The organism is Microbacterium sp. MMO-20, from assembly GCF_037147735.1.
In the GTDB taxonomy this organism is placed as follows: Bacteria; Actinomycetota; Actinomycetes; order Actinomycetales; family Microbacteriaceae; genus Microbacterium.
Window position 1 is genome coordinate 112,131 of record NZ_JBBCUU010000001.1, and the last position, 24,876, is coordinate 137,006.

The window sequence follows — 24,876 nt, forward strand, 5'->3', positions numbered from 1 at the left end:
AGGGCGACATGCGATACATCGAGGGTGACGGCGACGGCGGACGCATCGTCTGGAGTGCGAGCGACCTGAAGGCGGCCGCCGAGTGCGAGTTCGCGTGGTTGCGCCAGATCGACGCGAAGCTCGGGCGCGTGAGTGCCGTGGAAGAGCCGCAGGATCTGACGCTCGAGCGCGCGGGCCGGCTCGGCACGCAGCACGAGCTCCGTCAGCTCGAGGCGTATCGAGCGCAGTTCCCCGGGCCGGGGCGGGTCGTCGAACTCCCCGAGACGCGCTCGTCGGATGCCGAGGGCATCGCCGCAGCGGTCGCTGCGACGAACGCGGCACTCGCGGACCCCGTCGTCGACGTGATCTACCAGGCTGTCTTCTCGACCGACGAGTTCGTCGGGTTCGCCGACTTCCTCGTGCGCGACGAGAGCGGTGCGTGGGTCGTTCAGGACACGAAGCTCGCCCGGCACGCCCGCGTGACCGCGCTCATGCAGCTGGCGGCATACGTGGATCAGCTCGATCGGCTGGGGGTGCCGCGCAGCGCCCGAGTCGAACTGCTCCTGGGCGACGGGACGACGTCGACGCACGCGGTGCGCGACCTGATGCCGGTCTTCAGGCTGCGCCGCGATCGCCTGCGTGCCCTCATCGCCGATCGCGATCTCGCCACCGGGGCGCGAGGGTCCGCGATCGCCTGGGGCGATGATCGCGGAGCGCTCCGCGTCGTCGCATGCGGGCGTTGCGCGACCTGCGATGCGGAAGTCGTCGCCCACCGTGACCTGCTGCTCGTCGCCGGCATGCGCCCCGTGCAGCGCGAGCGGCTCCGCGCGGACGGCATCCGTTCGATCGACGACCTCGCGGCCGCCCGCGAGGCTCCCGAGCGGATGTCGGGGGAGACGTTCGCGGGCCTGCGCACTCAGGCGCGTCTGCAGCTCGAGAGCCCTGCGGGGGGCGTCGGCGCGATATCCGATCCGCACGCTATCCCGACGTACGAGGTCGTCTTCCCGAAGGCGATCGGGGCTCTGCCACGGCCCGATCGCGGCGACATCTTCTTCGACTTCGAGGGCGACCCTCTGTACACCGAGACGCCGCCCCTGGGAGTGACACCGCAGTGGGGCATCGACTATCTCTTCGGCTGGGTTGATGACCGTGAGGAGTACACCGCCGTCTGGGCGCACAGCTTCGCCGAGGAGAGGGCTGCGCTCGAGACGTTCCTCGACATCGTGAAGCTCCGTCGCGCGGCACACCCCGGCATGCACATCTACCACTACGCGCCGTACGAGACGACGCACCTCCTCGCGATGGCGGCACGCTACGGGGTGCGTGAGGCGGAGGTCGACGCGCTGCTGCGCGAAGGCGTGTTCGTCGACCTCTATCCGATCGTGCGGCGCGCGCTGCGCGTGGGGTCGCGCTCGTACTCGATCAAGAAGCTCGAGCCGCTCTACATGGGCGCCGAGGTGCGCACGAGCGACGTCCAGCGCGGTGACGACTCGATCGTCAAGTACGTCGAGGCGCGCGCGCTGCAGGACGCGGGGCACGGGGCGCAGGCGCAGGGGGTGCTGGACGACCTCGCCGATTACAACAGGTACGACTGCGTCTCGACCAGGCGCCTGCGCGATTGGCTCGTCGAGCGGGCTCGCGAGGCGAACCTCGTTCCCTCCGCCGACATCGACCAGAGCGAGCGCCCGTACGAACCGTCGCCGCGAGCTGAAGCGCTCGGACGGCTCGCCGCGAGTGCCGCATCGTCGCCGCAGCCTGACGAGCGCGCCGTCGCGGCTCTCGCGCTCGGCGCGGCGGCCATCGACTACTACCCGCGCGAGGCGAAGACGTTCTGGGCGACACACTTCCTGCGGCTGCGCGAGCCCGTGTCGATCTGGGAGGACACGCGCGACGTCGTCGTCTTCGACCACGACCGCTCACGCGTGCTCACCGACTGGCACGTCCCTGAAGGTGCGCGCGTGCAGCGGCGCGTCGTCGAGCTGCGCGGCGACCTGGCGCCGGGGACGAAGCTCACCGCCGACGCCTCGACGTTCGTGCTGTACGAGCTGCCCGCGCCGTTCCCGATCGACACGAGTCCGCGCTGGATACACGCGGCACGCACCGTACGCGTCGTCGAGACGCTCGACGACGGTGTCGTCGTCGAGGAGAACTCCGTTGCCGGTTTCACCTGGCAGGAGCTCCCCATCGCGCTGACTCCGCCCGCGCCTCCCCAAGCGGGCAGCCAGCAGGCAGCGATCGATCATTGGGCGGACTCTGTGATCGCCGCGACGCCCGGCGGCGCGGCGGCATCCGACATCTTCCCGAAGGATGCCGCGACCGACCTGCTCCTGCGCCGGGCGCCGCGCACCCGCTCGGGTGCGCTTGCGCACGGCGGCGCCGACGATGTCGCGGATATCGTCCGGAGCGTGCTCGACCTCGACCACAGCTACCTCGCCGTGCAGGGCCCTCCCGGGACCGGCAAGACGTATGTCGGATCGCACGTGATCGCACGTCTCGTGGCCGAGAAGGGCTTCCGGGTCGGCGTTGTCGCGCAGTCGCACGCCGTCGTCGAGAACATGCTCGAGCGCGTCGTCGCAGCCGGTCTGCCGGCTACGCAGGTCGCGAAGGCGCTCAAGGCGAGTTCAGGCGGCGACGCACCGCCGTTCACGGCGATCGCGAAGGACGGCTACGGGGCTTTCGCCGCCGAGCACCCCGAAGGCTTCGTGATCGGCGGCACCGCGTGGGATCTCAGCCACCCCGGGCGCGTGCCCCGGGGCAGCCTCGACCTCCTCGTCATCGACGAGGCGGGGCAGTTCTCCCTCGCATCCACGATCGCGGTCTCCGTCGCCGCCGACCGCCTGCTGCTGCTCGGCGATCCGCAGCAACTCCCGCAGGTAAGTCAGGGCACTCATCCGGAACCGGTCGACACATCGGCGCTCGGATGGGTCATGGACGGTGCCGCTGTCATCCCCGACGGTCGCGGCTATTTCCTCGCGCAGACGCGGCGGATGCGCCCGGAGGTCGCCGCACCCGTCTCGGAACTCTCGTACGAGGGGCGGCTTGCGGCGCATCCGGCGACGTCAGCGCGCCGTCTCGACGGCGTCGAGCCGGGCGTGTGCGCCGTGCCTCTCGGCCACTCCGGCAATGCCACGGCGTCGCCGGAGGAGGCCGCGGTCGTCGTCGCGCTGGTGCGCGACCTCGTCGGGCGGGAGTGGACGCCGGAAGCGGATGCCCCCGCGCGCCCGCTCGCGCAGAGCGATCTCATCGTCGTGACGCCGTACAACGCGCAACAGGTCACGGTCGAAGAAGCGCTCACGGCCGCAGGCTTCGATCGGGTTCCCGTCGGCACCGTCGACAAGTTCCAGGGGCAGGAGGCGGCGGTCGCGATCGTGTCGCTCGCCGCGTCGTCGGGTCGCGATGCCCCGCGCGGCCTCGAGTTCCTTTTGCTGCAGAACCGTCTCAACGTCGCAGTCTCGCGGGCGGAGCACACCGCGTACGTCGTCTATGCGACGGGCCTCCTCGATGATCTGCCGCGCACTCCCGAGGGAGTGGCCCGGCTGAGCGCCTTCGCGCGCCTCGTCGGCGCGGCCTGACGCCTCGACGAGCCGAGCGCCCGCCACAACCTCCGCGCCTGCCACGACCCCGGCATCCGCCCTAGACTCGCCCCATGAGCGACGACGCACCGCGCCAGTTCGAGATCGACCTGCCGCCGGAGGTCGTGCCCGGCAGCTATGCCGACTTCGCCAACGTGTGGCACACCCCCGACGTGTTCGTGATGGACTTCGTCTCGCTCGCCCGCCCCCCGCAGGCGGCGACGGATGCCGACGGCAACCCCGTCACGGTCGTGCCCGGCCGCGTCGTACAGCGGGTGCGGATCCCCCCGCAGCAGGTGTTCGAGCTCGCCAAGGCGCTGACGCAGCAGCTCGAGTTCTGGGAGCAGGAGACCGGGCGCCGCACGGACGGCTAGCGGTCACCGTCGAGGCGTATACTCGCCGAGGCGCTGCGCATCCGCTCCGATGCTTCCCGCGGCGCCGACGAGCGAAGGCGGTGACGACCATGGCAGACGATAGTCCGCGCGCCGCGGTGTCCGCCGCTCGCGTCTTCGTGCGCTGAGCTGTCGCCGACCCGCGGCGCATCTGCGCGCACGCCACCGGCGTGCGCGATCTTTCCGTGCGTCCGCGACCCGGGCGCCCGCGCATACGGAGACAACATGACCCTCATCGACAACGCCATCTACGTGGGCGGCCGCCGAGTCGCGACGCCGCGCTCCCTCGACGAGACGTACACCCTGCAGGAGACCCACGAGGGCTTCGCCTGGATCGGAATGTATCGGCCCACGGCGGCCGAGCTTGCGTCCGTCGCGGCCGAGTTCGACCTGCATCCGCTCGCGATCGAGGATGCCGCGGTCGGCCACCAGCGCTCCAAGGTCGAGCGTTACGGCGACACTCTCTTCGTCGTGCTCCGCCCCGCTCGCTACGACGACGTTCGCGAGCGGCTCGACATCGGGGAACTGCACCTGTTCGCGGGGCCTGACTTCCTGATCACCATCCGCCACGCGGAGTCTCCCGACATGGCATCCGTCCGTCGTCGGCTGGAGCAGCAGCCCGAACTCCTCGCCCTGGGCTCGGAGGCGGTGCTCTACGCGGTGCTCGACCGAATGGTGGACGAGTACGAGCCCGTGGTCGCCGGTATCGAGAACGACATCGACGAGATCGAGGACGCTCTGTTCGGCGACTCCGACGACGACGCGCTCTCGCGGCGCATCTACGAGCTGTCCGGCGAGCTCATCCGGTTCACCCGCGCGACCCACCCGCTCGTCGGGATCATCGAGTGGCTGCAGCGCGGCCACGACGTCTACCACGTCGACATCGAGCTGCAGCGGCGCCTGCGGGACGTGCAGGATCACGCGATCCGCGTCACCGAGCGCATCGACGGGTTCCGCGCCGTGCTCGACAAGGCGCTCACGGTGCACTCCGCGCTCGTCGCACGGCGCCAGACCGAGGTGAACCTGCAGCAGAACGAGCAGGTGAAGAAGATCTCGTCATGGGCGGCGATCATCTTCGCGCCCACGCTCATCGGCACGGTCTACGGCATGAACTTCGACATCATGCCGGAACTGCATTGGGAGTACGGCTATCCGGTCGCCCTCGCAGTGATGGTGGCATTCCCGACCGTGCTCTACCTGATCTTCAAGCGTCGCCGCTGGCTCTGAGCGGCGGCTCAGACGGTGCCGTACAGGCGATCACCCGCGTCGCCGAGGCCGGGCACGATGTAGCCCTTCTCGTTGAGGCGCTCATCGAGCGCACCCAGCACGAGGGTCACGTCGCGGTCGCCGACCTGCTCCTGGATTGCCGCGACGCCCTCCGGGGCGCCGAGGATGCAGATCGCGGTGACGTCCTGTGCACCGCGCGCGAAGAGGAAGTCGATCGCTGCGCCCAGCGACCCGCCGGTCGCGAGCATCGGGTCGAGGACGAAGCACTGCCGGTCGCTGAGGTCCTCGGGCAGGCGCTCGGCGTAGGTGTAGGGCTGCAGGGTCTCCTCGTTGCGCGCCATCCCGAGAAAGCCGATCTCGGCCGTGGGGAGAAGCTTCACCATCCCATCGAGCATGCCGAGCCCGGCGCGCAGGATGGGCACGACGAGCGGGCGCGGCTCGGAGATCCGCACGCCCTTCGTGGTCGTGACGGGGGTCTGGATCTCGATCACCTCGACGCGCACGTTGCGCGTCGCCTCGTAGGCGAGGAGGGTCAGGAGCTCCTCGGTGAGCTGCCGGAACACCGGCGACGGGGTGCGCTCGTCGCGCAGCACCGTCAGTTTGTGGGTGATGAGGGGATGGTCGGCCACGTGCACGCGCATGGTGTTCAGCCTACGGCGCCGGGCCGCTGCCGCGCGGTTCCCGCGCGCGCGAATGCTCCTCGAAGAGTCGGCCCGTACGCTGAGGGTGTGACCCTTCCCCCGAGACCGAGCGACGACGCGGCGATGCGCCGCGCGCTCGAGCTGGCCGCGCGGGCCTCGGCGGCCGGTGAGATCCCGGTGGGCGCTGTCGTCGTGGATGCCGCGGGCACGGTTCTCGGTGAGGGCCTGAACCTGCGCGAAGCGACAGGTGACCCCACGGCCCACGCGGAGGTCGTCGCGCTGCGCGCTGCAGCGGCATCCGCCGAATCATGGAATCTCGAGGGCTGCACGCTCGTCGTGACTCTCGAGCCGTGCCTCATGTGCGCCGGAGCGATCCTGCAGGCGCGCGTCGGCCGCGTCGTCTTCGGTGCGTGGGACGAAAAGGCGGGCGCTGCCGGATCGGTGTACGACGTGCTCCGCGATCGGCGCCTCCCCGTGCGCGCGGAAGTCGTCGGCGGCATCCACGAGTCCGAGGCGCAAGCGGTGCTGCGCGCCTTCTTCGACGCCCGCCGCTGACCGGTCGGCGCGATCAGTCCGAAGAGCTCAAGATGATCGCCTCGGTGGGCGGAGCAGGGTCGGCCGGGCGGCCGATGTATCCGATCCGTTCGAGCAGCGCGCGGCGGAACTCGGCCGGGCGCTCGAGATGCGGCGAGTGTCCGACCCCCTCGAGTTCGACCTCGGTGACCTCTCCTCCCGCCGCGCGGTAGGCCTCCAGCACGTCGCGGGTCTGCGACACCATCGGCTGGGCGGGAGCCACCTCCTCACCCGGCCACCCGGGGATGACACCCAGGGCGCCGAGGTGGTTGAGGTCGAAGAACGAGGCGTCGGACACGATGGCGTCCGCCGAGCCGTGGACCCACAGGATCGGCGGCTTCGCGGCGATGTTGACGACCCCCGACGTGTCGAAGTAGCGCGGCACCATCGTGTTGAGCACCCCGATCGTGCCGGCGGCGAAGCCGGGCCAGTTCGGGCTGTCGACGCCGTCGCCGGGATAGTTGCCCTCGGCGGTGGAGGTCGTGTTCATGGACTCGACCCACGTGTCCTCGTGTTCGCTCGTGTAGCCGGGCGCGACGTAGCCGGAACGGAAGACGCTCCGCGGCGACGTGGGCGCCGCGTCGCTCGCGTCGCGATCGGTCAGACGCTGCACGAAGTCCGGGTTCGCGCCACCGCCGCCGCAGCCGGCGTCGTCGTCGGTGAGGCGCGTGCCGTCTCGGCGCGTACCGCCGAAGCCGTACGGCGAGACGGGGGCCTGCAGGGTCAGGCTGAGCGCCGGGTGGTCGAGCGCGTATTGCATGACGACGCCGCCGCCCATCGACCACCCGACCAGATGGGCGGTGTCGAGTCCGAGGGCGCGGAGCGTCGCGTGGACGTCATCGCTGAAGTCGCGGACGCCGCGGGTCGCGTCGACGGGAAGGCTCTCGGTTCCTCCGAACCCGCGCAGGTCGATCGCGATGACGCGCAGATCGCTCGGCAGATCCTGCATGAGCTCCTGCCAGAACAGGCTCGACGACACGTTCCCGTGGATGAGCACGACCGTGCTCTCCGCCGGCGCGGCAGGGTCGTCACCGTCGCGCTCGAGGATGTTCACGGTCAGTCGGTCGGTGTCGATCAGCCGTGCGGAGATGCCGTCGAAGAGCGTCATAGCGGCATCCTAGCGCCGTCGTCTTTCACCTGAACCGAGTCTCATTTTCCACGGCGCTCGTAGGATGGCGGTATGCCCCAGACGCTCCCCCCGATCGCGATCCTCGGTGCCGGCTCGATGGGCGGTGCCATCGCGCACGGCCTCGCCCGCTCCGGCCTCGCGCCCCAGCTCACGGTCACCAACCGAACCCAGACCAAGGCGTCGGAGCTCGCGGGGGAGGGCGTGACGAGTATCGCCCTCGAGGCGGACGCGGGGGCCAACCTCCGGGCGGCTGCCGACTCCGACGTCGTCCTCATCGGGGTCAAACCGGTGATGGTGCCCGACCTGCTGCGAGAGATCGCTCCCGCGCTGCGGCCCGGCACGATCGTCGTGAGCCTCGCGGCCGGCGTGACCCTCGCGACGTTCGAGTCGATCGTGGGGGAAGAAGTGCCCGTCATCCGCGCGATGCCCAACACCCCCGCGGTCGTCGGCAAGGCGGTCACGGGACTGGCGCGGGGATCCGCGGCATCCGACGGCGACCTCGCACTCGTGCGGGCGCTGTTCGAGACGTGCGGAGCGGTCATCGAGGTCCCGGAGGGGCAGATCGACGCGCTCTCCACGATCTCAGGATCGGGCCCCGCCTACGTCTTCCTCCTCATCGAAGAGCTCACCGAGGCAGCCCGGGGCAAGGGATTCTCCGACGCCGACGCCCGGCTGATGGCCGAGCAGACCTTCATCGGGGCCGCGGCGCTGCTGGATGCCACGCGGGAGGATCCGGCCGAACTCCGTCGCCAGGTCACGAGTCCCAAGGGCACGACCGAGCGCGCGGTCGCGGTGCTGGAGGGGGCGAACCTCGCGGGAATCTTCGCCGAGGCGACCGACGCCGCGCTCGCCCGCGCCCGCGAACTCGCCGCCGGCGCCTGATCCGCCTCAGCGGTCGAGCGACGCGGCGGTCCTCGTCGGCCGAGCCGTGGCCGCCATTCCCTTGAGAAACCAAGCGCCGCGCGAGAAACCACGGCAGCGGTGGTTTCTCGGCGTCCACGTGGTTTCTCGTGTGTGCGCCGACTGCGGCGTGATCGCGTCAGGAGCGCGCGCTACCGTCCCCGCGAGCGGGGCGTCCGCTGAAGCGTGGCGAGGCGGGCGCGATCAGGTGCGCCTACCCTGCGCACCTGGGCGCTCTCCAGGGCCTCGGTGAGCGGGCCGACCCGCACCGCACCGGCGTAGTCCCACCGACCGAAGGGGTGCCGGTTCCGCCGGAGCCGATCTTCGCGCCGCTTCTCGTTCGTCAGGTGGCGTTTGGCCGCCTCGGGGTCAGCCAGGTCGTATTTGCCCCAGCCGTCGCTCTCGCCGATTGCGCCGTTGCTGGGGAACAGGAAGTCGACGCGATCGTGCACGCCTTCGTAGTGGAAATCCTGCTGCAGGAGAGGCACCTCGAATCCGCTCCAGAGGATCACGGCACGGCTGACCGATTCCCCCGGCGACTCCGCGAGCGGGTCGGCCGTATCGAGCACCCACGCGAGTTGGCGCGCGCCGCGCTGATCGGCGCGCTGCGTGGCTCGCTGGCGGACCTCATCGCGGGTCACAGCGCCCCCTTGCGCGGGCGACGTCGCGGCATCCAGGACGGCGAGCGCCTGCGCGGGCGGCAACGCTCGTGCGAGGTCGACGACGGTGTCGAGCAGAGACGTGACGCGCACCCCGGCGATCTCGACGACCTCGCGCGGGTCGACGCTCGTGTGCACGCTGACGTCGCCGAATCGTCGGGATGCGCTGCGATGGGCGGCGAAGACGTGGATGTCGCGACACTCTCCGAACGAGGGGAGACCGTGCAGGACCGCCGCCGACTCGAGACACATCGTCGCGCCGGGGCAAGCGAGTTCGAAGGCATGGACGCGGAGGGCGTACCGCTCCCATGGTGCGAGTCGTGACACCCCTGCGAACGAGGCGTGGATGCCGGGTCGTACGCGCGCGTACTCGCGTGACGACACGTCGATGCGAAGGGCTCGGGCTTCGCCCGCGGTCAGGAGCGGGACGGGAGGGCGGACGATGGCCCGAGCGGAGAGGAGCACTGGCATCCCGCGATCATGGCGCGCGGCGACCGCGTGCGGAGCGCCGACTCCTCATCCCGTGGACAACTCCGCGTACACGCGTGCTGTGGAGAAGAAGACACGCGGGTGCCGTCCCCGCGAGAAACCACCGCTGCGACGACAAACCGCGCCCGCAGTGGTTTCTGGCGCGGGATGTGGTTTCTCGCGCGCAGGGCGAGGTGGCGGCAGCACTGCGCCGCGCCGCACGCGTCAGCGGTCGAGCGAGGCGAACCGCTCGATGTCGCTGTTGGTGCCCGAGACGATGATGAGGTCGTGGTTCGTCACCACGGTGTTCGCCTCCGCGTAGCGGAACGGCTTGCCGGGGCTCTTCACCCCGACGACCGTGACGTTGTACTTCGAGCGCACGCCCGACTCGTTCAGGCCGATCCCGCGGATGAACTTGGGCGGATACATCTTGGCGAGAACGAAGTCGTCGTCGAACCGGATGAAGTCGAGCATGCGCCCCGAGACGAGGTGCGCGACGCGCTCGCCGGCCTCGCGCTCGGGATAGATCACGTGGTTGGCACCGACGCGGGCGAGGATTTTTCCGTGGCTCTGCGACACCGCCTTGGCCCAGATCTGCGGGACCTTCAGATCGACCAGGTTGGCGGTGATGAGCACGGATGCCTCGATCGACGACCCGACCGCGACGACAGCGACCTGGAAGTCCTGCGCGCCGATCTGCTTGAGGGCGTCGATGTTCTTGGCATCCGCCTGCACGGTGTGCGTGACGCGCTCGGACCACTTCTGCACGAGCTCGAGGTTGTCGTCGATCGCGAGCACCTCGCGGTCGAGGCGGTCGAGCTCTCCCGCGCACGCGGCGCCGAAGCGGCCGAGACCGATCACGAGGACGGGAGCGTCACTGCGCAGCTGCTCAACCAACGATGGGCCTTTCCACGGGCAGCGAGTAGTGCTGCGAACGGGATGTCGCGGCCACGGCCGCGGCGAGAGTCACTGTACCAACGCGCCCCATGAACATCGTGAGGGCGAGGACGTAGACGGCGGGGTCGGGGAGCGTCGCCGTGAGCCCCGTCGACAGGCCGACGGTCGCGAAGCCCGAGATGACGTCGAACAGCACGTTCTCGACGGTGTCACCCGTGATCTGGGTGATCGTGATCGTCGAGACGGCCACGATCGTCGCGCCCCACGCGACGACCGAGAGGGCCACGCGCTGCACGTCGCTGGGGATGCGGCGCCCGAACGCCTCGACCGAGGGGCGGCCCTTCGCCTCCGACCACACCGCGAGAGCGAGCACCGCGAGCGTCGTCACCTTGATGCCGCCGGCGGTGGATGCCGAACCGCCGCCCACGAACATGAGCATGGAACCCACGACCAGCGACGATCCGTTGAGCTCGCCGATGTCGACGACGGAGAACCCGCCCGATCGTGTCATCGCGGAGAGGAAGAAGGCCTGGAAGGTGGTGTCCCAGGCATCCATGCCGCCGAACGTCTTCGGGTTGGCGTACTCCAGGAGCAGGAAGACCCCAGCGCCCACGAAGAACAGGATGACCGTCGTGATGATCGTCAGCTTCGCGTGCAGCGACCACCGCCGCAGATGCAGGTGGTGCCGCCACAGTGTGAAGATCACGGGGAACCCGATCGAGCCGAGGAAGACACCGGCCATCAGGACCGTCAGGAAGAAGTAGTCCGTCGCGAACGGCGCGAGCCCGCCGGCGTTCGGGGTGAAGCCGGTGTTCGTGAACGACATGGCCGCGTAGAAGGGCGCCTCCCACAGGGCCGTCAACGGGTCGACGCCGCCGAGGAGCAGCGACGGGTAGAGCAGCACCGCGAGCCCGGCCTCGATGACGAGCGTCGACAGCGCGACCGTGGCCAGGAGCTGGCCGACCTCGCCGAGGCGCACGGTCTGTCCCTCGTTCACGGGGCCGCCGTGCGCACGGAGCGGGTTGGTGTCGCCCGCCGCGATGAGCTTCGCCCGCAGGCCCAGGCGCTTGGAGATCACGAGGCCGAGGATCGATGCCAGGGTCAGCACCCCCATCGCGCCGACATTGACGCCGATGAAGACGATCACGTGCCCGAGCGGCGACCAGTGCGTCGCCATGTCGACCGTGGACAGGCCCGTGACGCAGATCGTCGAGACGGCCGTGAACAGCGCGTCGGCGAAGGGGGTGCGGATACCGGTTGCCGACGCCGCGGGAAGCGAGAACAGGCCTGTGAACACGAGGATGAGCGTCGAGAACACCAGCACCGCGAAGCGCGACGGGGATGCGGTCGCGAGTTCGCGTACGCCGCGCACGGTCGCCCCGGCGACGCCGGCGATGCGACGGCCCAGACGGACGCCGACGGAACCGTCCGTCATGGCGTCCTCCTCGCTGCGTGGTCACGGTGTGGTCGTGCTGGGTCCTGCTCCGATCGTTGTCATGGTACTCGGGACGAGAGGCGGGCTAACCTACATTCATGGCGGACATCTTCGACGTGATCGCCGACGGTACCCGTCGGGACATCTTGCAGCTCTTGCGCGAACGCGCGATCGCGAACGAGCACGGCACGAGCGTCTCGCACATCGTGAGTGAGCTCGGAGTGAGCCAGCCGACGGTGTCCAAGCACCTGAAGGTGCTGCGGGAGGCGGAACTGGTGTCCGTGCGCGAGGAGGGGCAGCACCGCTACTACAGCCTGTCCACCGCGCCGCTGGACGTCGTGGACGATTGGCTCATCCCCTTTTTCGACGAAGCCCTCATGGAGCAGACGCCGGGCGCGACGACGCTCCCAGAGTCCGCCGCAGCGGCCGCCGACCTCGTGGGGCGCGCCGCGGCATCCACGAAGCATGCCTTCGACAGCATGCTCAAGCGCATCCCCGGCCGCTGACGCACGCCTTCGACGTCGTTCAGCGGGCGCCGAGAAGACGCGTAGTCCCGTCACAGCGGTCACAGAGGTTTACACGCGTCGCAGCCAGCCTCTACGCTGGTCGCAGCGCTGCGGGGGGACCAGGGCGCCCGGGAGAGTGAAAATGGCCGAGTTGCCCGATGTGCGTTTTCTGACCGTCGCCGAGGTGGCGGAGATCATGCGCGTCTCGAAGATGACGGTGTATCGACTGGTGCACTCGGGAGAGCTCCCCGCCGTGCGGTTCGGGCGCAGCTATCGCGTGCCCGAGACCGCCGTGACCGAGGCTCTGCAACGGCCGGTCGCCGACGTCGGCTAGACTGTTCCGAGGGCATTTTTCGAAGTGCCCGTTCCCGGACGCGGCGATCCGCGTCCAGACCCCTGACATAGTGAGGTTTTCCGTGGGTTCTGTCATCAAGAAGCGCCGCAAGCGCATGGCGAAGAAGAAGCACCGCAAGCTGCTTCGGAAGACTCGCCACCAGCGCCGCAACAAGAAGTAACTGCGGCCCTGGATTCTGAGTAATCTGCACCGAGCGCCTGTCCGTCTGGACGGGCGCTTCGTGTTTCCTCCAGAGATCAGAGGGAGGGGGCGTCGATCTCGAAGACCGGCTCCTCGTCCCAGGGATCGAAGACACCGGAGCTGACCCAGAACGCCTGAGCGACCGCGGGGCCCGGCACCCCGTCGGCGCAGACGGCGATCTCGAGGGCATACACACCCGTCGTCAGAAAGCGGATGCGTCGTGTCGCGGTGCCGTTCTCACCGAGCGGGATCACGGCCGACTGCCCGGTGTCGGACCAGACGCAGACGTTGCCCGACGGGGGTCCCGTCACGGTGAACGTGATCCCGGCGGAGCTCGCGGCATCGAGGTCGAGCACGACATCGTCCGGGAACCCCGCGACGCCGGGCTGTGCAGTGGTGAACGTGACGGTGCTCGTCCCGGAGGCGGCGCCGTCCTGCACGGTCCAGATCGAGGCGAGGTACGCGCCCGCGTCGAGGGAGAGCATCCGCAGGTCGAACTGCCACGCGCCATCGGCACCCGGATCGACCGCGTAGGTCGTGCCGGCGACGTCGATCGCCACGACGGCTGCGGGGTCGGTGACGCCCGACAGGCGGGGAGCGAGGTAGGGCGCTCCGAGAGCGGCTGTCGTGACCGCGGGTGCGGTGGCACGCGGCGTCGTCGGCGCGGGCACGCCGTCACCGGGCGCCGTGCCGGTCGTTGCGGGCACGGGGAGCGAACCCGGGGCGGCGGGCGTGGGGGCGGGCATCTGTGGCCGACCTCCCGCACCGCCGGCGGCGGGCTGCCAGAGGTCCAGGTCGCCCTCTGGCGGGACATCGGCTACCGGGGGTCGGGCCACCTCTGCTGCCGGGGCGAGCGGCGCGGCGGCGGCAGCGGAAGGCGGCGCGGCGTGAGGTGTCGGGACGGATGGACCCGGCTGGTCCTGCGCACGGGAGACGAGCGCTTCCGGCCCCGCCGCGCCCGGCGCCGGAGCGGTCAGCGCCACGCCACCGCTGAGGAGCGCAGCCGACACGAGGGCTGCGACGGCGACGACCGCGGCGGTCGCGGTTGCGGCGGGCGTGAGGGCCGACGCCGTGGGCAGAACGATCGCGAGCGCCGCGAACCCGAGGGCCCCGAGGGAGCGGTTGCGCGCCGAGCGCAACGCGGCCCGGAGCTGATCGTGCGCCTGGGCGCACGGGGTGCACGCGCGAAGATGCGCGTGCACGTGCTCGGCCGCCGGAGGCGAGAGCTCTCCGAGCAGAAGATCCGGCAGCCGGGATGCCGCGTGAGTCGGATCACCGCGGAGCGCGGGCGGAAGGTGCTCGAGCATCCACGTGGTGCGCAGCCCCGCCTTCGCGCGGCGATGGAGAGCCGAGACGGCGTTGGGACGGATCCGCAGCTCGCGCGCGATGGCCGGGCGCGCCACGCGCGCGACCTCGCTCAGCCAGAGAACGCGCTGCCAGCGCACGGGAAGGGAGCGAAATGAGCGCAGGAGCAGCCGGGCATCGTCCTCGTCGAGGAGGAGCTGCAGAGGATCGCTCTCGTCGACGACCTCGATGTCGGGATCGAGCTCGATGCGGTTGCGCGCGGCGTGCATTCGCACCGCCATGTTCCGCATCGTCGTGAAGAGGTAGGCGCGAAAGTGCGTGTCGGGCCCGGCGCCCTGGACGCGGATGCGGTCGTAGACGGCGAGGAAGGCATCGGAGACGAGGTCGGCGGCATCGCCGGGCGCGATGCGATGTCCCAGCCGCAGCGCGGCGCCCACGTGTCGCTGCCACAGCGTCTCGTACGCGGTGTTGTCCCCGCTGCGCAACCGTGCGATGAGCTCGGTGTCGCTCTCGGGCAGGGTGACGCTCGCGGTCGCCGTATCCGGCTCGCTCATGACGCCTCACCCCCCCGTCCCACCGACGTCGACGCGTCCGCCGACGCGAGCGACGTTTTGCGAGGACTCTGGTTCACTATATGGCGACGCCGACGGTGCCCCGGCTCGGCAGCGCCAGGGGTCGGCGGCTGGCACGGGGCCTGCGAGCGCGGCGCGTACGGGAGAATGGATGCCGTGACGACACTCACGCTGATCTCCAAACCCGACTGCCACCTGTGCGACGTCGCCCGCGAGGTCATCGATGTCGTCATCTCCGAGCTCCCGGAGAGCGACGTCGAGGTCGCTGAGCTGTCGATTCTCGACGACCCGGCGCTGTACGCGACGTGGTGGGAGAAGATCCCCGCCGTGCTCATCGACGATCGCCTGCATGCGCACTGGCGGCTCGATGCCGCGCGTCTGCGCGCCGCCTTGGATGCCGCGGCATCCCGGGCGCCCGATGCGATCTCCGTCTCGGAATCGACCCCCGCCCCAGCCCCGGAAGAGGACCCCGCATGATCCGTCACATCGTCGCCTGGCGTCTGGCCGCTGAAGACCCGACCGAGAAGGCCGCTCAGGCGCAGAAGATCGCGGCGGACCTCCTCGCGCTGAAGGGCGTCGTCCCCTCGATCGGCGAGATCTCGGTCGGGCCCGACGTCGTCGGCGGCTCCAACTGGGATGTCGCTCTGGTCGCCGACTTCGCCGACCAGGCGGCCCTCGACGCGTACCAGACCCACCCCGACCATCAGGTCGTGGTGGCGTATGTGCGGTCCGTCGTCGCCGACCGAGTGGCCGTCGACTTCGTCATCTGACGCCCGCGCCGCCGAACTCTCAGGCGGCGGGACGCACCGCCACCGCGACCGGGACGAGTGTCAGGCGCACGGGCTGGCCGTACTCGTAGCGATCGGCGACGTCGTGCTGGACGTGCACGATCGCGCCGTCGTCCGTACGCACGACGGTCCTCCGGAAGCTGCCCAGAAAGGTGCTCTCCTCGATCCGACCGGTCGTGCCGGGCCCGGCTGCGGCATCCGCTGAGGCATCCGTGGTCACGGCGTGCAGGCGCACGTTCTCGGGGCGCAGGAGCGCCGTGACGGCACCGTCGTCACCGGATCCGAGGCGGGGGAGCGGCGTCCCCCAGACGACGACGCTCGTGCCCGACGCGACGGCGGGCACGGCGCTGGAGAGACCGACGAACGCCGCGACGACCGGGGTGCGCGGACGCAGGTAGAGCTCTTCCGGAGTGCCGATCTGCTCGATGCGCCCGGCATCCATCACGGCGATGCGGTCGGAGACGGCAAGGGCCTCCTCTTGATCGTGCGTGACGAACACGGTCGTGATGCCCAGGCGCAGCTGCAGTCGGCGGATCTCGTCGCGCAGCTGCACGCGCACGCGGGCGTCGAGGGCGGAGAGCGGCTCGTCGAGCAGCAGCACGCGCGGCTCGGTGACCAGGGCGCGCGCGAGCGCGACCCGCTGCTGCTGCCCCCCGGAGAGCTGGTGCGGATAGCGGTCGGCGAGATGGGCGAGGCCGACGAGCTCGAGGGCGTCGAGCGCGCGTCGCGCGGCAGGCCCGCGATGGATGCCGCGGCGGCGCAGGCCGAACGCGGTGTTGTCCGCGACGCTCAGGTGCGGGAACAGCGAGTACGACTGGAAGACCATGCCGATGTCGCGACGCTGCGTGGGGACGCGGGAGACGTCGCGCCCGCCGAGGAGCACGGCGCCGCTGTCGGCGGACTCGAGCCCCGCGAGCACGCGCAGCGCCGTCGTCTTGCCGCACCCCGAGGGGCCGAGGAGTGAGACGAACTCGCCCGGCGCGATGTCGAGGTCCACGCCGTGGAGCACACGGGTGCCGCCGAAGCTCTTCTCGATCCCCTGCAGCTGCACGCGCGTGCCGGCGGCGGCGCCGGTGAGGAGCATGTTGTCGGCGGTGCGGGGGAGAGCGCGGTCGATGGTCACGGGCGGGCCTTTCGGTGACCGCGCGCGGCGCGGCCGATGACGAGGAGGAGGACGAAGCAGAAGAGCAGAGCGAGGAGGGTGAAGATCGCCGGCAGGTACGGATCCTGCTTCTGGACCACGACCATCGCCGTCTGGAACACCTGGCGGTTCAGCAGCGACGCGATCGTGAACTCGCCGAGCACGACGGCGATCGACAGGAGCGATGCCGCGAGCAGCCCGGAACGCAGGTTCGGCGCCAGCACGCGCAGGACGATCGCCGTCCAGCCCGCTCCGAGGGACCGCGCGGCCTCCGCGAGCGTGCGCAGGTCGACGGCATCGATCGAGGCCTGGATCGCGCGGTAGGCGAAGGGCAGCACGGTGATGCCGTAGGCGAACGCGAGCGTCCACGCCCCCGTGCCGATGAGGCGCCCGATCTGCAGGTAGAGCGGCGCGAGCCCCACGACGAGCACGATCGCGGGGATCGAGATGGGGAGCAGGACGGTGAACTCGAAGACGCGCTTCAGGCGTGGGAACCGCAGGTTCACGAGCACCATCGTCGGGGCGAGTAGCAGCAGCACGATCGCAACCGTCACGACGCACAGGACGAGTGAGTTGCCCAGCCCCGTCCAGATCGGCTTCAACGTCGCGGCCGTCTTCGGGTCGACCAGGCTCGCCCAGCGCGCGAACGACAGTGAGCCGTCCGGCATCTTCAACGTGTAGAGGAGGGTCGACACGAGCGGGATCGCGAAGAACACTCCGACGGCCACGGCGATCACGGCCCGCGTCGCGGGGTGGGGTGCAAGCCGGTTCACGACTGCCACCGCGCCGCGCGGCGCTGGACGAGGGTGTAGGCGCCCATGACGGCCCCGACGACGACGATCATGCCGAGAGCGAGCGCACCGGCGAGGTTCTCACGCCCGAGCACGGTCTCGCTCGTGAGGGCCGCTCGGATCTGCAGGGGGACGATCTGCGACCCTTGGCTCGCGAGGGCCGCCGCCGTCGCATAGGACGAGAACGCGTTTGCGAACAGGAGCAGCAGGCTCGCGGTGAACGAGGGGGCGAGGACCGGGACGCCGATGTGCGTCCAGAAGCTCCGCGGCGAGCCGCCGAGGGTGAGGTTCGCCTCGGCCCACTGGGGCTTCAGGGCGGAGAGTGCGGGGAGGAAGGTGATGACCATGAGGGGGATCTGGAAGAAGACGTACGGCAGGATGAGGCCCGGCAGCTCGTAGAGCCAGGTGCCGTTCGCGAAGATGTCGATGCCGAAGACGTCGCGCAGGAACACCGTGATGACGCCTTGGATGCCGATCGTCGCGATGAACGCGAACGCCAGCATGACGCCGCCGAACTGAGCCAGGACCCCGGCCGCGGCATCCACGGCGGAGCGCACGGTGCCCTCGGGTGACAGCCCCAGCAGGGCGTAGCAGACGAGCGCGCCGACGATAGCGCCGATGACCGCCGTGAGCAGCGACAGCCCGGCCGAGTTCGCGAACGTACGCAGGATGAGCGGGTCGCCGAGGGCGCCGACGTTCGACCACGTGAACGAACCGTCGCGGGTGAAGAACCCGGAGCCGATCGCGAGCGCCGTCGGCAGCACGAGGAACAGCGCGACGTAGACCCCGAAGGGAACGAGTCCGAGCCACGCCCACGACCCGCGCCGACGTGACGTCGGCGCGGGCAGGCTCTCCCGGGCGGGAGCGGCGGTGGATGCCGAGGCATCCACCCCCGCGACGTCGACCGCGGTCACTGGACCGCCGTCGCCCACTTCTCACCGAGCAGCGTGCCTGCGGCGGTGGACTGCTTCTCCGTCGGGACGACGGTCTCGGAGGGCGCCTCGGGCAGAGCAGCCGCGAGCGCCGCGTCGATCGTGCCCGCATCGGTCATCGCGGCCATGCGTGCCGGGCGTGCGCCGCCCTTGAGCCAGAGGTTCTGCACCTCGTCGCTGTAGAGGAACTCCTGCCACAGCCGAGCGGCGGCGGGGTGCGGGGCGCTCTTGTTGATCGCCTGGTTGTAGTAGCCCGCGTAGCCCGTGCCGTCGAGAACGACGACCTTCCACGCGGGGTTGTCGGCCTGGTGCGTCGCGTTGAGGTAATCCCAGTCGAAGACGACGGGGGTCTCGCCGCTCGCGACGGTCGCCGTCGTGACGTCGACCTTCAGGAGGTTCCCCGCCTTCTGGAGCTTGCCGAAGAAGTCGATGCCCGGCGCGAAGTCGTCGAGGGTGCCATCGGACTGGACGGTCGCAAGACCCACGGCAGCGAACGCGGCGCCTGCCTGCGTCGGGTCGCCGTTGATCGCGACGGCGCCCTTGTAGGCCGGGGTCAGGAGGTCGGCGAGCGTGGTCGGTGCGGGGAACTTCGACGAGTCGTACCCGATGGACATGTACCCGCCGTAGTCTCCGACGAAGAGCCCTGTCGGCTCCTTGAGGGCGTCGGGGATGTCGGCCCACGTCTGCACCTGGTACGGGGCGAACTGGGCGGTGTTCTGCAGGGCGACGGTCAGACCGATGTCGAAGACGTCGGGTGCGGTGTCGAGGCCCTCATTCGTCTTGGCGGCCTGGATCTCCTCGGCGCTCGAGACGTCGGGCGACTGCTCGTTGATCGCGATCTCGGGGTAGCGCTCGGCGAAGAGGTCGAGGATCTCGCCGTAGTTCGCCCAGTCGCGCGGCAGCGCGATCACGTTGAGCGCGCCTTCCGCCTTGGCCGCCGTCTCAAGGGCCTCGAACGAGCCGAAGGCGGACACGTCGGTCGCGGATGCCGCGTCGACGCCGCTGCCGCTCTGACCTGCCTCGGCGGCGCCGCTGCACGCGGCGAGGGTGAGAGCCAGCGCGCTGGCGGCTGCCGCCGCGACGACCGCGCGACGCAAGGGAGTACGGATCATGGGATTCCTCTCGGGTGATCCGCGCACGCCTCAGGTGGCGTTTCGCGGGGGATGAGAGGAACGTAGAACCGCTCCGTGACGCGTCGGGTCAGACCGGGTGAACGGCGCGTGACCGCCCGATGACGGCGGCGCAACAGCCGGGCCGACGGATCGATCCGACGGCCCGATCCGACGGGTCAGACTTCGACGACGGGCGCGTCGGGTGCGTTCTTCTTGATCGACTCGATGCCGTTCTGCGCGGCCGCTTTCGACTCGTAGGCCTCGCCGACGGCGATCACCTGGCCGTTGCCGGCTTTGAGGCGGAACCGCCATTTGCCGCCCGCGTCGGTGTAGAGCTCGAACTTCCCCGCCATGGCCTTACCTCCCGTGAGCGCACGGACCCACCGCCCGTATCGCGTCACACGTTAGTGCGCGCGCTGAGCGGGGGGAAGGTCGCGCGCGGGGAGGTTTCGATCAGCCGGTGAGGCGGGTGCGCAGTGCGGCGAATTCGGGCTCCGTCATGCCGCCCGAGCGCAGGTAGCCCGCGGCCGAGCCGTGCGTGGCATCCACCCAGTCCAGCGCTGCGCGGATGGCCCCCGGCGGTGTCGCGACGACGAGTGTCTTGAGTGCGGGAGTGAGCGGGATGCCGAAGGAAGCGACCATCCGCAGCATCCCGTCCGCCCAGTCACCGGCGAGGTTCTGTTCGGAGGAGGCGTAGTCGGCGACGACCGCGTCGCGGTCGGCGCCGACGGCATCCAGCAGCAGCGCCGTCGCGACGCCGGTGCGGTCCTTGCCGGCCGTGCAGTGTACGAGCACGGCGCTGGGACGGTCGTCGGTGCCGGCGGAGACGAGGCGGGCAACCGTCGCGAAGGCGTCGGCGCCGTGCTGCAGCATGCCGATGTAAAGCTGCTCGAGGGTGGGGATCTTCGCGGCCATGTCCGCCAACTGCGCCGGAGTCGGCGGCGCCGGAGCCGAGAAGGCCTCCTTCGCCATCTGCGCCATGGCCCCCTCGAGGATCGACAGCTCGACGGTTCTCATCGCGCGAGCCGGCAGGCGGTCGGGCGCCGCCGCGCGTTCCTCGGGCGTGCGGAAGTCGACGACGACGCCGATCGGGGTCTCGCCGAGCGCCGTGAGACCGGCGTCGGTGAGGGCGCCCAGCGCGTCCGACCGGAAGAGGACGCCGGAGCGCGTCACGCCGCCCTCCGCAAGGGCGATGCCGCCCGTGTCGCGGAAGTTGTGCAGTCCCTCGATCGTCACCGACACGATGATGCCTTACGCGGCCGGGTGGGCCTACGGCGCCAGACGGGTCGGCCCGCGGAAGAGGTACGTGACCTCGCGGATCGAATCCTGCCCGAGCATGAGCATCAGCACGCGCGCGAGCCCCATGCCGAAGCCGCCGTGCGGCGGCACACCGTAGCGGAAGAAGTCGAGGTAGTGCGCGAGGCCCTCGAGCGAGAGACCCTTCTCGAGCGCCTGCGCCCCGAGAACGTCGATGCGGTGCTCGCGCTGCGCGCCGGTCGTGATCTCGGTGCCCTGGAAGAGCAGGTCGTAGCTCGTCGTGAGCCCCGTCTCGGCGTCGCGCATGTGGTAGAACGGCCGGATCTCGGGGTGATAGTCCGTGATGAACACGAACTGATGCCCGTACGTCTCGCGCACGTGTGCCGAGATCTGGCGCTCGCCCTCGGGGTCGAGGTCGCCGTCGGTGCGGGGGATGTCGTAGCCGCGCGCCTTCACGATCTCGCGCGCCTCGGCGAGCGGGATGCGCGGGAAGGGAAGTGTCGGAACGACGACGTCGACGTCGAAGAGCTCCTTGATCTCGTCGCCGTGCTTGTCCTTCACCGCCTGGAACGCAGCGGCGAGGAGCTCTTCCTGCATCCGTGCGACGTCTTCGTAGGAGTCGATCCAGCTGATCTCGGCGTCGATCGACGTGAACTCCGTCGCGTGACGGCTCGTGAAGGACGGGTCGGCGCGGAAGACGTCGCTGATCTCGAAGACCTTGCCGAAGCCGGCGGCCTGCGCCATCTGCTTGTAGTGCTGCGGGCTCTGTGCGAGGTACGCCGTCTGGTCGCCGAAGTACTCGAGGGCGAAGAGTTCGGCGTTGCCCTCAGCGGGCGTCGACATGAGCTTGGGTGAGTGGATCTCGATGTAGTCGCGGTCGATCCAGTACGAGCGCATCGCGTGCTCGAGCGTCGTCTGAATGCGGAAGATGAGCGCGTTGCGGCGCTGGCGCAGGTCGATGAAGCGCCAGTCCATGCGCTTGTCGAGGCCGCTGTCGGCGGCGATCGGCGTCTCGGGCAGGGCGGATGCCGCGATGTCGACAGACGCGATCTTGATCTCCACGCCGCCGAGCTTGACGCGCTCGTCGTGCTTCAGCTCGCCCGTGACGGTCAAGAAGGTGCCGGTGGACATCTCGGAGATGAGGGCTGTGAGGGCGAGCGCCTCGGCATCCTGATCCACCGCGTCCGGGTCGGGACGGGTCGCGGGGTTCACGAGCTGCACGGCACCGGTCTCATCGCGCAGGATGACGAACTGCACCTTCTTCTGATCGCGGACGGTCTCGACCCATCCGGAGACCCGGACGGGTCCGTCTTCGCGGGACTGCAGCTGGCTGACGAGGGTGCGTTCGGTCACGATGGTCCAGTCTACGCGGGACCCGTCCGGCGCCCGGCGCCCGGCATCTGCTCAGGTTCTCGTCACCTTGCGCACGTAGCCTCGCGGGCATGGCGACTCCCGACGGATCCTGGCTCACGGCGCTCGTCGACGGAGTCGTCGGCCTCATGGACCTCATCGGTGCTCCGGGCGCCGGCATCGCGATCGCGCTCGAAAACCTCTTCCCGCCGCTGCCGAGCGAGAGGATCCTGCCCATGGCGGGCCTCGCGGCCGCTCGCGGGTCGTTCACGCTCTTCGAGGCCCTGTTCTGGACGACTGCGGGTTCGGTCGTCGGTGCGTTCGCCCTCTACGGACTCGGCGCGGTGCTCGGCATCGAGCGCCTCCGTCGCCTCGCCGATCGGATGCCGCTGCTCCAGGTCGCCGACGTCGATCGCACCGTCGCGTGGTTCTCGCGCCACGGCGGCAAAGCCGTCTTCTTCGGGCGCATGCTGCCGATCTTCCGGAGCCTCATCTCGGTCCCCGCCGGCGTTGTGCGCATGCCGCTGTGGAAGTTCGGCCTGTTCACCCTCGCGGGCTCGCTCGTCTGGAATACCGTGTTCGTCCTGTCGGGCTACTTCCTCGGCGCGCAGTGGCACATCGTCGAGGAGTACGCCGGCATCCTGCAGTACGTCGTCATCGCGGCTGCGGCCGCAGCGCTCGTCTGGTTCACCGTTGCCCGCGTGCGGCAGCTGCGCGGTCGCGGACGCGCTGTGGACAGCGACCCCGCCTGAGCGGGCCCATGCAGTAGCGTCGGCCCATGACCCCCTCCGCCGGCGCAGGGATGCCGCTTCGCGACTACCGCATCCACCGCTACGTGAATGCGTTCTGCCCGCGTTGCCACGAGGAGGACCCCGACCGGCCCCTGGCCGACGTGCGCCGACTGTCGGGATGGCTCGCCGATCGCGACGGAACCGTCTGGCTCGAGCGCGGCTGTCCCGACCACGGCCTCATCTCGACGCTGTACGACGAGTCCGCGGAGCTGCTCAGGTACCTCGAGCAGTGGACGGCGCCCACCAAAGTGCATGGGCCCGACACCGCTGCGAACTTCAAGCCGGTTCCGTCCGCCTACGAGGACGGTCTACCGCAGATGCAGACGCAGCACACCTGCATCCTGCTCGAGGACCTCACCGACCACTGCAATCTGCGCTGCCCCACGTGCTTCGCCGAGTCGAGCCCCGCGGCCAGCGCCGTCGCTCCGCTGGCGGAGGTGCTGGCATCCGTCGACGCCCGCCTCTCGAAGGAGAATCAGCGCATCGACGTGCTCATGCTCTCGGGGGGTGAGCCGACGCTCTATCCCTGGCTGGAGCAGCTGCTGGAGCAGCTCGTCGCTCGTCCCATCGTGCGGATTCTGCTGAACTCGAACGGCCTGCGCATCGCGAACGACGACGCCTTCGTCGAGACGCTGAAGAAGCATCGCGAACGGGTCGAGGTCTACCTGCAGTACGACGGCGAGTCGGCCGAGGCATCCGCCTATCATCGCGGCGCCGACATCCGTCGCTTCAAGCAGCGCGCGCTCGAGCGACTGGCGGATGCCGGGGTGTTCACGACGCTCACGATGACGGCCGCCCTCGGGGTCAACGACGGCGAGATCGGCGCCGTCATCCGCCGGGCGATGGCGACGCCGTACGTCGGCGGCGTCACGATCCAGCCCGTCTTCGGCTCGGGGAGATCGGCGGGGATCGACCCGAACGAACGGCTCACGCACACCGGCGTGCTCGCGCGGCTCGGTCCTCAGACCGACGACCTCATCACCTGGCGCGACCTCACCGCGCTCCCGTGCAGTCACCCGCACTGCTGCTCGGTCGGTTACTTCCTGAAGGACGACGGTGGCGAGTGGAAGTCGCTCGTCGCGCTCATCGGGCACGAGCGCCTGAAGGAGTTCCTCGATCTGAACCCCGACCTGCTCGCGAACCGCATCGCCGACTCGAACGTCAACAAGGCCATCCGCGACGTCGTCAAGACATCCCTCCTCGACCTCTTGAGCGAGCAGTCGTCGCTCTCGCATCCGTCGATGAGCGACATCTGGCGCGACATCTGCGTGAACTGCGACCTCGGCATCGGCACGCTCGCGACCCTCGCGGCGTCGAAGCTGCCCGGTCAGCACCAGCGGCTGCGGCGGATGCTCGCCGAGCGGGTTCTCCGCATCACCGTCAAGCCCTTCATGGACATCAACACGATGATCGAAGAGCGCCTGACGCAGTGCTGCGTGCACGTCGCCACCGTGAACGAGACGACCGCTGCGCACCAGTGCGCGCCCTTCTGCGCTGTGCAGGCGTGGGCGCCGCTGTCGCGCACGCGCATCTCGACCGCGACCGGTGCCGCCGTGGCGGATGTGCGGCGGCGACTTCCCGTGACGGTGACGACATGAGCGCCGCCGACTACTCGCACCTGAATCAGCGCGACCCATCGGTGCCGGATGCCGCGTCGCCGTTCGATCCGCTGCGCCTGTGCGTCTTCACGACCGTCGCCGTGATCGCGTGCGTGCTCGGGCCCATCGCGGTGCTCGCTTTCGCCCTCGTCGCGATCGGGGGCTACGCCCGCGCGCGTCGCGCCGGGCTCCTGCGTTCGCGCTGCAAGCTGGGCGACACGCGCAACGTGCTCGTGTACCTCGGCGTCGTGGCCGCGTTCGCCGCGGTCGCGGTGCCGTTCTGGGTGATCGGCTGGGCTCAGATCCTCTCGGGCGCGATCGGCTGA

At 70.0% G+C, this 24,876-nt stretch carries 26 protein-coding genes; 13 read left to right on the forward strand and 13 right to left on the reverse strand.

From position 1 onward, the window contains the following. The first annotated feature begins 8 nt into the window (after positions 1-8). The 3 genes from WFI52_RS00615 to WFI52_RS00625 all read left to right on the forward strand — a co-directional run bounded on the left by WFI52_RS00615 (position 9) and on the right by WFI52_RS00625 (position 5,170). Complete coding sequence (locus WFI52_RS00615) at positions 9-3,551, forward strand: TM0106 family RecB-like putative nuclease (protein ID WP_336625502.1); 3,543 nt, start codon at positions 9-11, stop codon at positions 3,549-3,551. Between the two features lie 74 nt (positions 3,552-3,625). Continuing rightward, a complete protein-coding gene (locus WFI52_RS00620; RefSeq protein WP_336625501.1) occupies positions 3,626-3,925 on the forward strand; it encodes a DUF3467 domain-containing protein in 300 nt (99 codons plus the stop codon). Between the two features lie 243 nt (positions 3,926-4,168). Continuing rightward, positions 4,169-5,170 (forward strand): magnesium and cobalt transport protein CorA, encoded by a 1,002-nt coding sequence (locus tag WFI52_RS00625; protein ID WP_336625500.1) that lies wholly within the window; start codon positions 4,169-4,171, stop codon positions 5,168-5,170. A gap of 8 nt (positions 5,171-5,178) precedes the next feature. On the opposite strand, the gene upp is transcribed toward WFI52_RS00625, so the two are convergent. Then, entirely contained in the window at positions 5,179-5,811 is a 633-nt protein-coding gene (gene upp / locus WFI52_RS00630; RefSeq protein WP_336625499.1) for a uracil phosphoribosyltransferase, read from the reverse strand. 123 nt (positions 5,812-5,934) lie between these two features. Here upp and WFI52_RS00635 point away from each other — a divergent pair, with 123 nt between their 5' ends. Further along, positions 5,935-6,366 carry a nucleoside deaminase gene (locus tag WFI52_RS00635; RefSeq protein WP_336625649.1) on the forward strand — a complete coding sequence of 144 codons (432 nt, stop codon included), beginning with the start codon at positions 5,935-5,937 and terminating at the stop codon, positions 6,364-6,366. A 13-nt stretch (positions 6,367-6,379) separates the two neighbouring features. Here WFI52_RS00635 and WFI52_RS00640 read toward each other — a convergent pair whose 3' ends face one another. Beyond that, the gene (locus WFI52_RS00640; protein ID WP_336625498.1) at positions 6,380-7,492 is read right to left on the reverse strand and encodes an alpha/beta hydrolase; all 1,113 of its coding nucleotides are present in this window, start codon (positions 7,490-7,492) and stop codon (positions 6,380-6,382) included. 72 nt (positions 7,493-7,564) lie between these two features. Here WFI52_RS00640 and proC point away from each other — a divergent pair, with 72 nt between their 5' ends. Further along, the gene (gene proC, locus WFI52_RS00645; protein WP_336625497.1) at positions 7,565-8,395 is read left to right on the forward strand and encodes a pyrroline-5-carboxylate reductase; all 831 of its coding nucleotides are present in this window, start codon (positions 7,565-7,567) and stop codon (positions 8,393-8,395) included. 170 nt (positions 8,396-8,565) lie between these two features. Here proC and WFI52_RS00650 read toward each other — a convergent pair whose 3' ends face one another. From WFI52_RS00650 to WFI52_RS00660, 3 genes are all read right to left on the reverse strand, one after another. Next, positions 8,566-9,543 (reverse strand): hypothetical protein, encoded by a 978-nt coding sequence (locus WFI52_RS00650; protein ID WP_336625496.1) that lies wholly within the window; start codon positions 9,541-9,543, stop codon positions 8,566-8,568. A gap of 222 nt (positions 9,544-9,765) precedes the next feature. Next, positions 9,766-10,437, reverse strand: a complete 672-nt coding sequence (locus tag WFI52_RS00655) for a potassium channel family protein (protein WP_215485830.1) — start codon at positions 10,435-10,437, stop codon at positions 9,766-9,768. Beyond that, positions 10,430-11,872, reverse strand: a complete 1,443-nt coding sequence (locus tag WFI52_RS00660; protein WP_336625495.1) for a TrkH family potassium uptake protein — start codon at positions 11,870-11,872, stop codon at positions 10,430-10,432. The genes WFI52_RS00655 and WFI52_RS00660 overlap by 8 nt, the downstream gene beginning before the upstream one ends. Before the next feature lie 98 nt (positions 11,873-11,970). Between WFI52_RS00660 and WFI52_RS00665 the strand changes: the two genes are divergently transcribed. From WFI52_RS00665 to WFI52_RS00675, 3 genes are all read left to right on the forward strand, one after another. Then, complete coding sequence (locus tag WFI52_RS00665) at positions 11,971-12,378, forward strand: ArsR/SmtB family transcription factor (RefSeq protein WP_336625494.1); 408 nt, start codon at positions 11,971-11,973, stop codon at positions 12,376-12,378. 142 nt (positions 12,379-12,520) lie between these two features. After that, on the forward strand, positions 12,521-12,712 hold the full coding sequence (locus WFI52_RS00670; RefSeq protein WP_336625493.1) for a helix-turn-helix domain-containing protein: 192 nt from the start codon (positions 12,521-12,523) through the stop codon (positions 12,710-12,712). Between the two features lie 82 nt (positions 12,713-12,794). Continuing rightward, positions 12,795-12,893 (forward strand): 30S ribosomal protein bS22, encoded by a 99-nt coding sequence (locus tag WFI52_RS00675; protein ID WP_003792170.1) that lies wholly within the window; start codon positions 12,795-12,797, stop codon positions 12,891-12,893. A 76-nt stretch (positions 12,894-12,969) separates the two neighbouring features. Here the strand turns inward: WFI52_RS00675 and WFI52_RS00680 are convergent, their stop codons facing one another. Then, on the reverse strand, positions 12,970-14,772 hold the full coding sequence (locus tag WFI52_RS00680) for a sigma-70 family RNA polymerase sigma factor (protein WP_336625492.1): 1,803 nt from the start codon (positions 14,770-14,772) through the stop codon (positions 12,970-12,972). Positions 14,773-14,946: 174 nt separating this feature from the next. Here WFI52_RS00680 and WFI52_RS00685 point away from each other — a divergent pair, with 174 nt between their 5' ends. Then, on the forward strand, positions 14,947-15,267 hold the full coding sequence (locus WFI52_RS00685; RefSeq protein WP_442927655.1) for a glutaredoxin family protein: 321 nt from the start codon (positions 14,947-14,949) through the stop codon (positions 15,265-15,267). Beyond that, positions 15,264-15,560, forward strand: a complete 297-nt coding sequence (locus tag WFI52_RS00690) for a Dabb family protein (protein ID WP_336625490.1) — start codon at positions 15,264-15,266, stop codon at positions 15,558-15,560. The genes WFI52_RS00685 and WFI52_RS00690 overlap by 4 nt, the downstream gene beginning before the upstream one ends. A 19-nt stretch (positions 15,561-15,579) precedes the next feature. On the opposite strand, the gene WFI52_RS00695 is transcribed toward WFI52_RS00690, so the two are convergent. The 7 genes from WFI52_RS00695 to aspS form a co-directional block, all read right to left on the reverse strand. After that, the gene (locus tag WFI52_RS00695; protein ID WP_336625489.1) at positions 15,580-16,701 is read right to left on the reverse strand and encodes an ABC transporter ATP-binding protein; all 1,122 of its coding nucleotides are present in this window, start codon (positions 16,699-16,701) and stop codon (positions 15,580-15,582) included. Then, positions 16,698-17,492 (reverse strand): ABC transporter permease, encoded by a 795-nt coding sequence (locus tag WFI52_RS00700; RefSeq protein ID WP_336625488.1) that lies wholly within the window; start codon positions 17,490-17,492, stop codon positions 16,698-16,700. The genes WFI52_RS00695 and WFI52_RS00700 overlap by 4 nt, the downstream gene beginning before the upstream one ends. Next, positions 17,489-18,424 (reverse strand): ABC transporter permease, encoded by a 936-nt coding sequence (locus WFI52_RS00705; protein WP_336625487.1) that lies wholly within the window; start codon positions 18,422-18,424, stop codon positions 17,489-17,491. Before WFI52_RS00705 ends, WFI52_RS00700 begins: the two co-directional genes overlap by 4 nt. Continuing rightward, the gene (locus tag WFI52_RS00710; RefSeq protein WP_336625486.1) at positions 18,421-19,554 is read right to left on the reverse strand and encodes an ABC transporter substrate-binding protein; all 1,134 of its coding nucleotides are present in this window, start codon (positions 19,552-19,554) and stop codon (positions 18,421-18,423) included. The genes WFI52_RS00705 and WFI52_RS00710 overlap by 4 nt, the downstream gene beginning before the upstream one ends. 176 nt (positions 19,555-19,730) lie before the next feature. Continuing rightward, positions 19,731-19,907 (reverse strand): YegP family protein, encoded by a 177-nt coding sequence (locus WFI52_RS00715; RefSeq protein ID WP_292863938.1) that lies wholly within the window; start codon positions 19,905-19,907, stop codon positions 19,731-19,733. Positions 19,908-20,007: 100 nt separating this feature from the next. Next, the gene (locus tag WFI52_RS00720) at positions 20,008-20,790 is read right to left on the reverse strand and encodes a tyrosine-protein phosphatase (RefSeq protein WP_336625485.1); all 783 of its coding nucleotides are present in this window, start codon (positions 20,788-20,790) and stop codon (positions 20,008-20,010) included. 33 nt (positions 20,791-20,823) lie between these two features. Continuing rightward, complete coding sequence (gene aspS, locus WFI52_RS00725; RefSeq protein ID WP_336625484.1) at positions 20,824-22,164, reverse strand: aspartate--tRNA(Asn) ligase; 1,341 nt, start codon at positions 22,162-22,164, stop codon at positions 20,824-20,826. Between the two features lie 89 nt (positions 22,165-22,253). On the opposite strand from aspS, the gene WFI52_RS00730 reads away from it, so the two are divergent. From WFI52_RS00730 to WFI52_RS00740, 3 genes are read left to right on the forward strand one after another with little or no spacing between them, the layout of a single operon-like run. Further along, positions 22,254-22,913: a DedA family protein gene (locus tag WFI52_RS00730; protein ID WP_336625483.1), complete on the forward strand. Its 660-nt coding sequence runs from the start codon at positions 22,254-22,256 to the stop codon at positions 22,911-22,913. A gap of 26 nt (positions 22,914-22,939) precedes the next feature. Next, positions 22,940-24,550: a radical SAM protein gene (locus tag WFI52_RS00735; protein ID WP_336625482.1), complete on the forward strand. Its 1,611-nt coding sequence runs from the start codon at positions 22,940-22,942 to the stop codon at positions 24,548-24,550. Then, complete coding sequence (locus WFI52_RS00740; RefSeq protein ID WP_336625481.1) at positions 24,547-24,876, forward strand: hypothetical protein; 330 nt, start codon at positions 24,547-24,549, stop codon at positions 24,874-24,876. The genes WFI52_RS00735 and WFI52_RS00740 overlap by 4 nt, the downstream gene beginning before the upstream one ends.

Excerpts from the sequence above, each read along its gene's own strand:
- WFI52_RS00615 (WP_336625502.1), top strand. The coding sequence starts at position 9 with ATGCGATACATCGAGGGTGACGGCGACGGCGGACGCATCGTCTGGAGT.
- WFI52_RS00620 (WP_336625501.1), top strand. The coding sequence starts at position 3,626 with ATGAGCGACGACGCACCGCGCCAGTTCGAGATCGACCTGCCGCCGGAG.
- WFI52_RS00625 (WP_336625500.1), top strand. The coding sequence starts at position 4,169 with ATGACCCTCATCGACAACGCCATCTACGTGGGCGGCCGCCGAGTCGCG.
- upp (WP_336625499.1), bottom strand. The coding sequence starts at position 5,811 with ATGCGCGTGCACGTGGCCGACCATCCCCTCATCACCCACAAACTGACG.
- WFI52_RS00635 (WP_336625649.1), top strand. The coding sequence starts at position 5,935 with ATGCGCCGCGCGCTCGAGCTGGCCGCGCGGGCCTCGGCGGCCGGTGAG.
- WFI52_RS00640 (WP_336625498.1), bottom strand. The coding sequence starts at position 7,492 with ATGACGCTCTTCGACGGCATCTCCGCACGGCTGATCGACACCGACCGA.
- proC (WP_336625497.1), top strand. The coding sequence starts at position 7,565 with ATGCCCCAGACGCTCCCCCCGATCGCGATCCTCGGTGCCGGCTCGATG.
- WFI52_RS00650 (WP_336625496.1), bottom strand. The coding sequence starts at position 9,543 with ATGCCAGTGCTCCTCTCCGCTCGGGCCATCGTCCGCCCTCCCGTCCCG.
- WFI52_RS00660 (WP_336625495.1), bottom strand. The coding sequence starts at position 11,872 with ATGACGGACGGTTCCGTCGGCGTCCGTCTGGGCCGTCGCATCGCCGGC.
- WFI52_RS00665 (WP_336625494.1), top strand. The coding sequence starts at position 11,971 with ATGGCGGACATCTTCGACGTGATCGCCGACGGTACCCGTCGGGACATC.
- WFI52_RS00670 (WP_336625493.1), top strand. The coding sequence starts at position 12,521 with ATGGCCGAGTTGCCCGATGTGCGTTTTCTGACCGTCGCCGAGGTGGCG.
- WFI52_RS00680 (WP_336625492.1), bottom strand. The coding sequence starts at position 14,772 with ATGAGCGAGCCGGATACGGCGACCGCGAGCGTCACCCTGCCCGAGAGC.
- WFI52_RS00690 (WP_336625490.1), top strand. The coding sequence starts at position 15,264 with ATGATCCGTCACATCGTCGCCTGGCGTCTGGCCGCTGAAGACCCGACC.
- WFI52_RS00710 (WP_336625486.1), bottom strand. The coding sequence starts at position 19,554 with ATGATCCGTACTCCCTTGCGTCGCGCGGTCGTCGCGGCGGCAGCCGCC.
- WFI52_RS00715 (WP_292863938.1), bottom strand. The coding sequence starts at position 19,907 with ATGGCGGGGAAGTTCGAGCTCTACACCGACGCGGGCGGCAAATGGCGG.
- WFI52_RS00730 (WP_336625483.1), top strand. The coding sequence starts at position 22,254 with ATGGCGACTCCCGACGGATCCTGGCTCACGGCGCTCGTCGACGGAGTC.
- WFI52_RS00735 (WP_336625482.1), top strand. The coding sequence starts at position 22,940 with ATGACCCCCTCCGCCGGCGCAGGGATGCCGCTTCGCGACTACCGCATC.
- WFI52_RS00740 (WP_336625481.1), top strand. The coding sequence starts at position 24,547 with ATGAGCGCCGCCGACTACTCGCACCTGAATCAGCGCGACCCATCGGTG.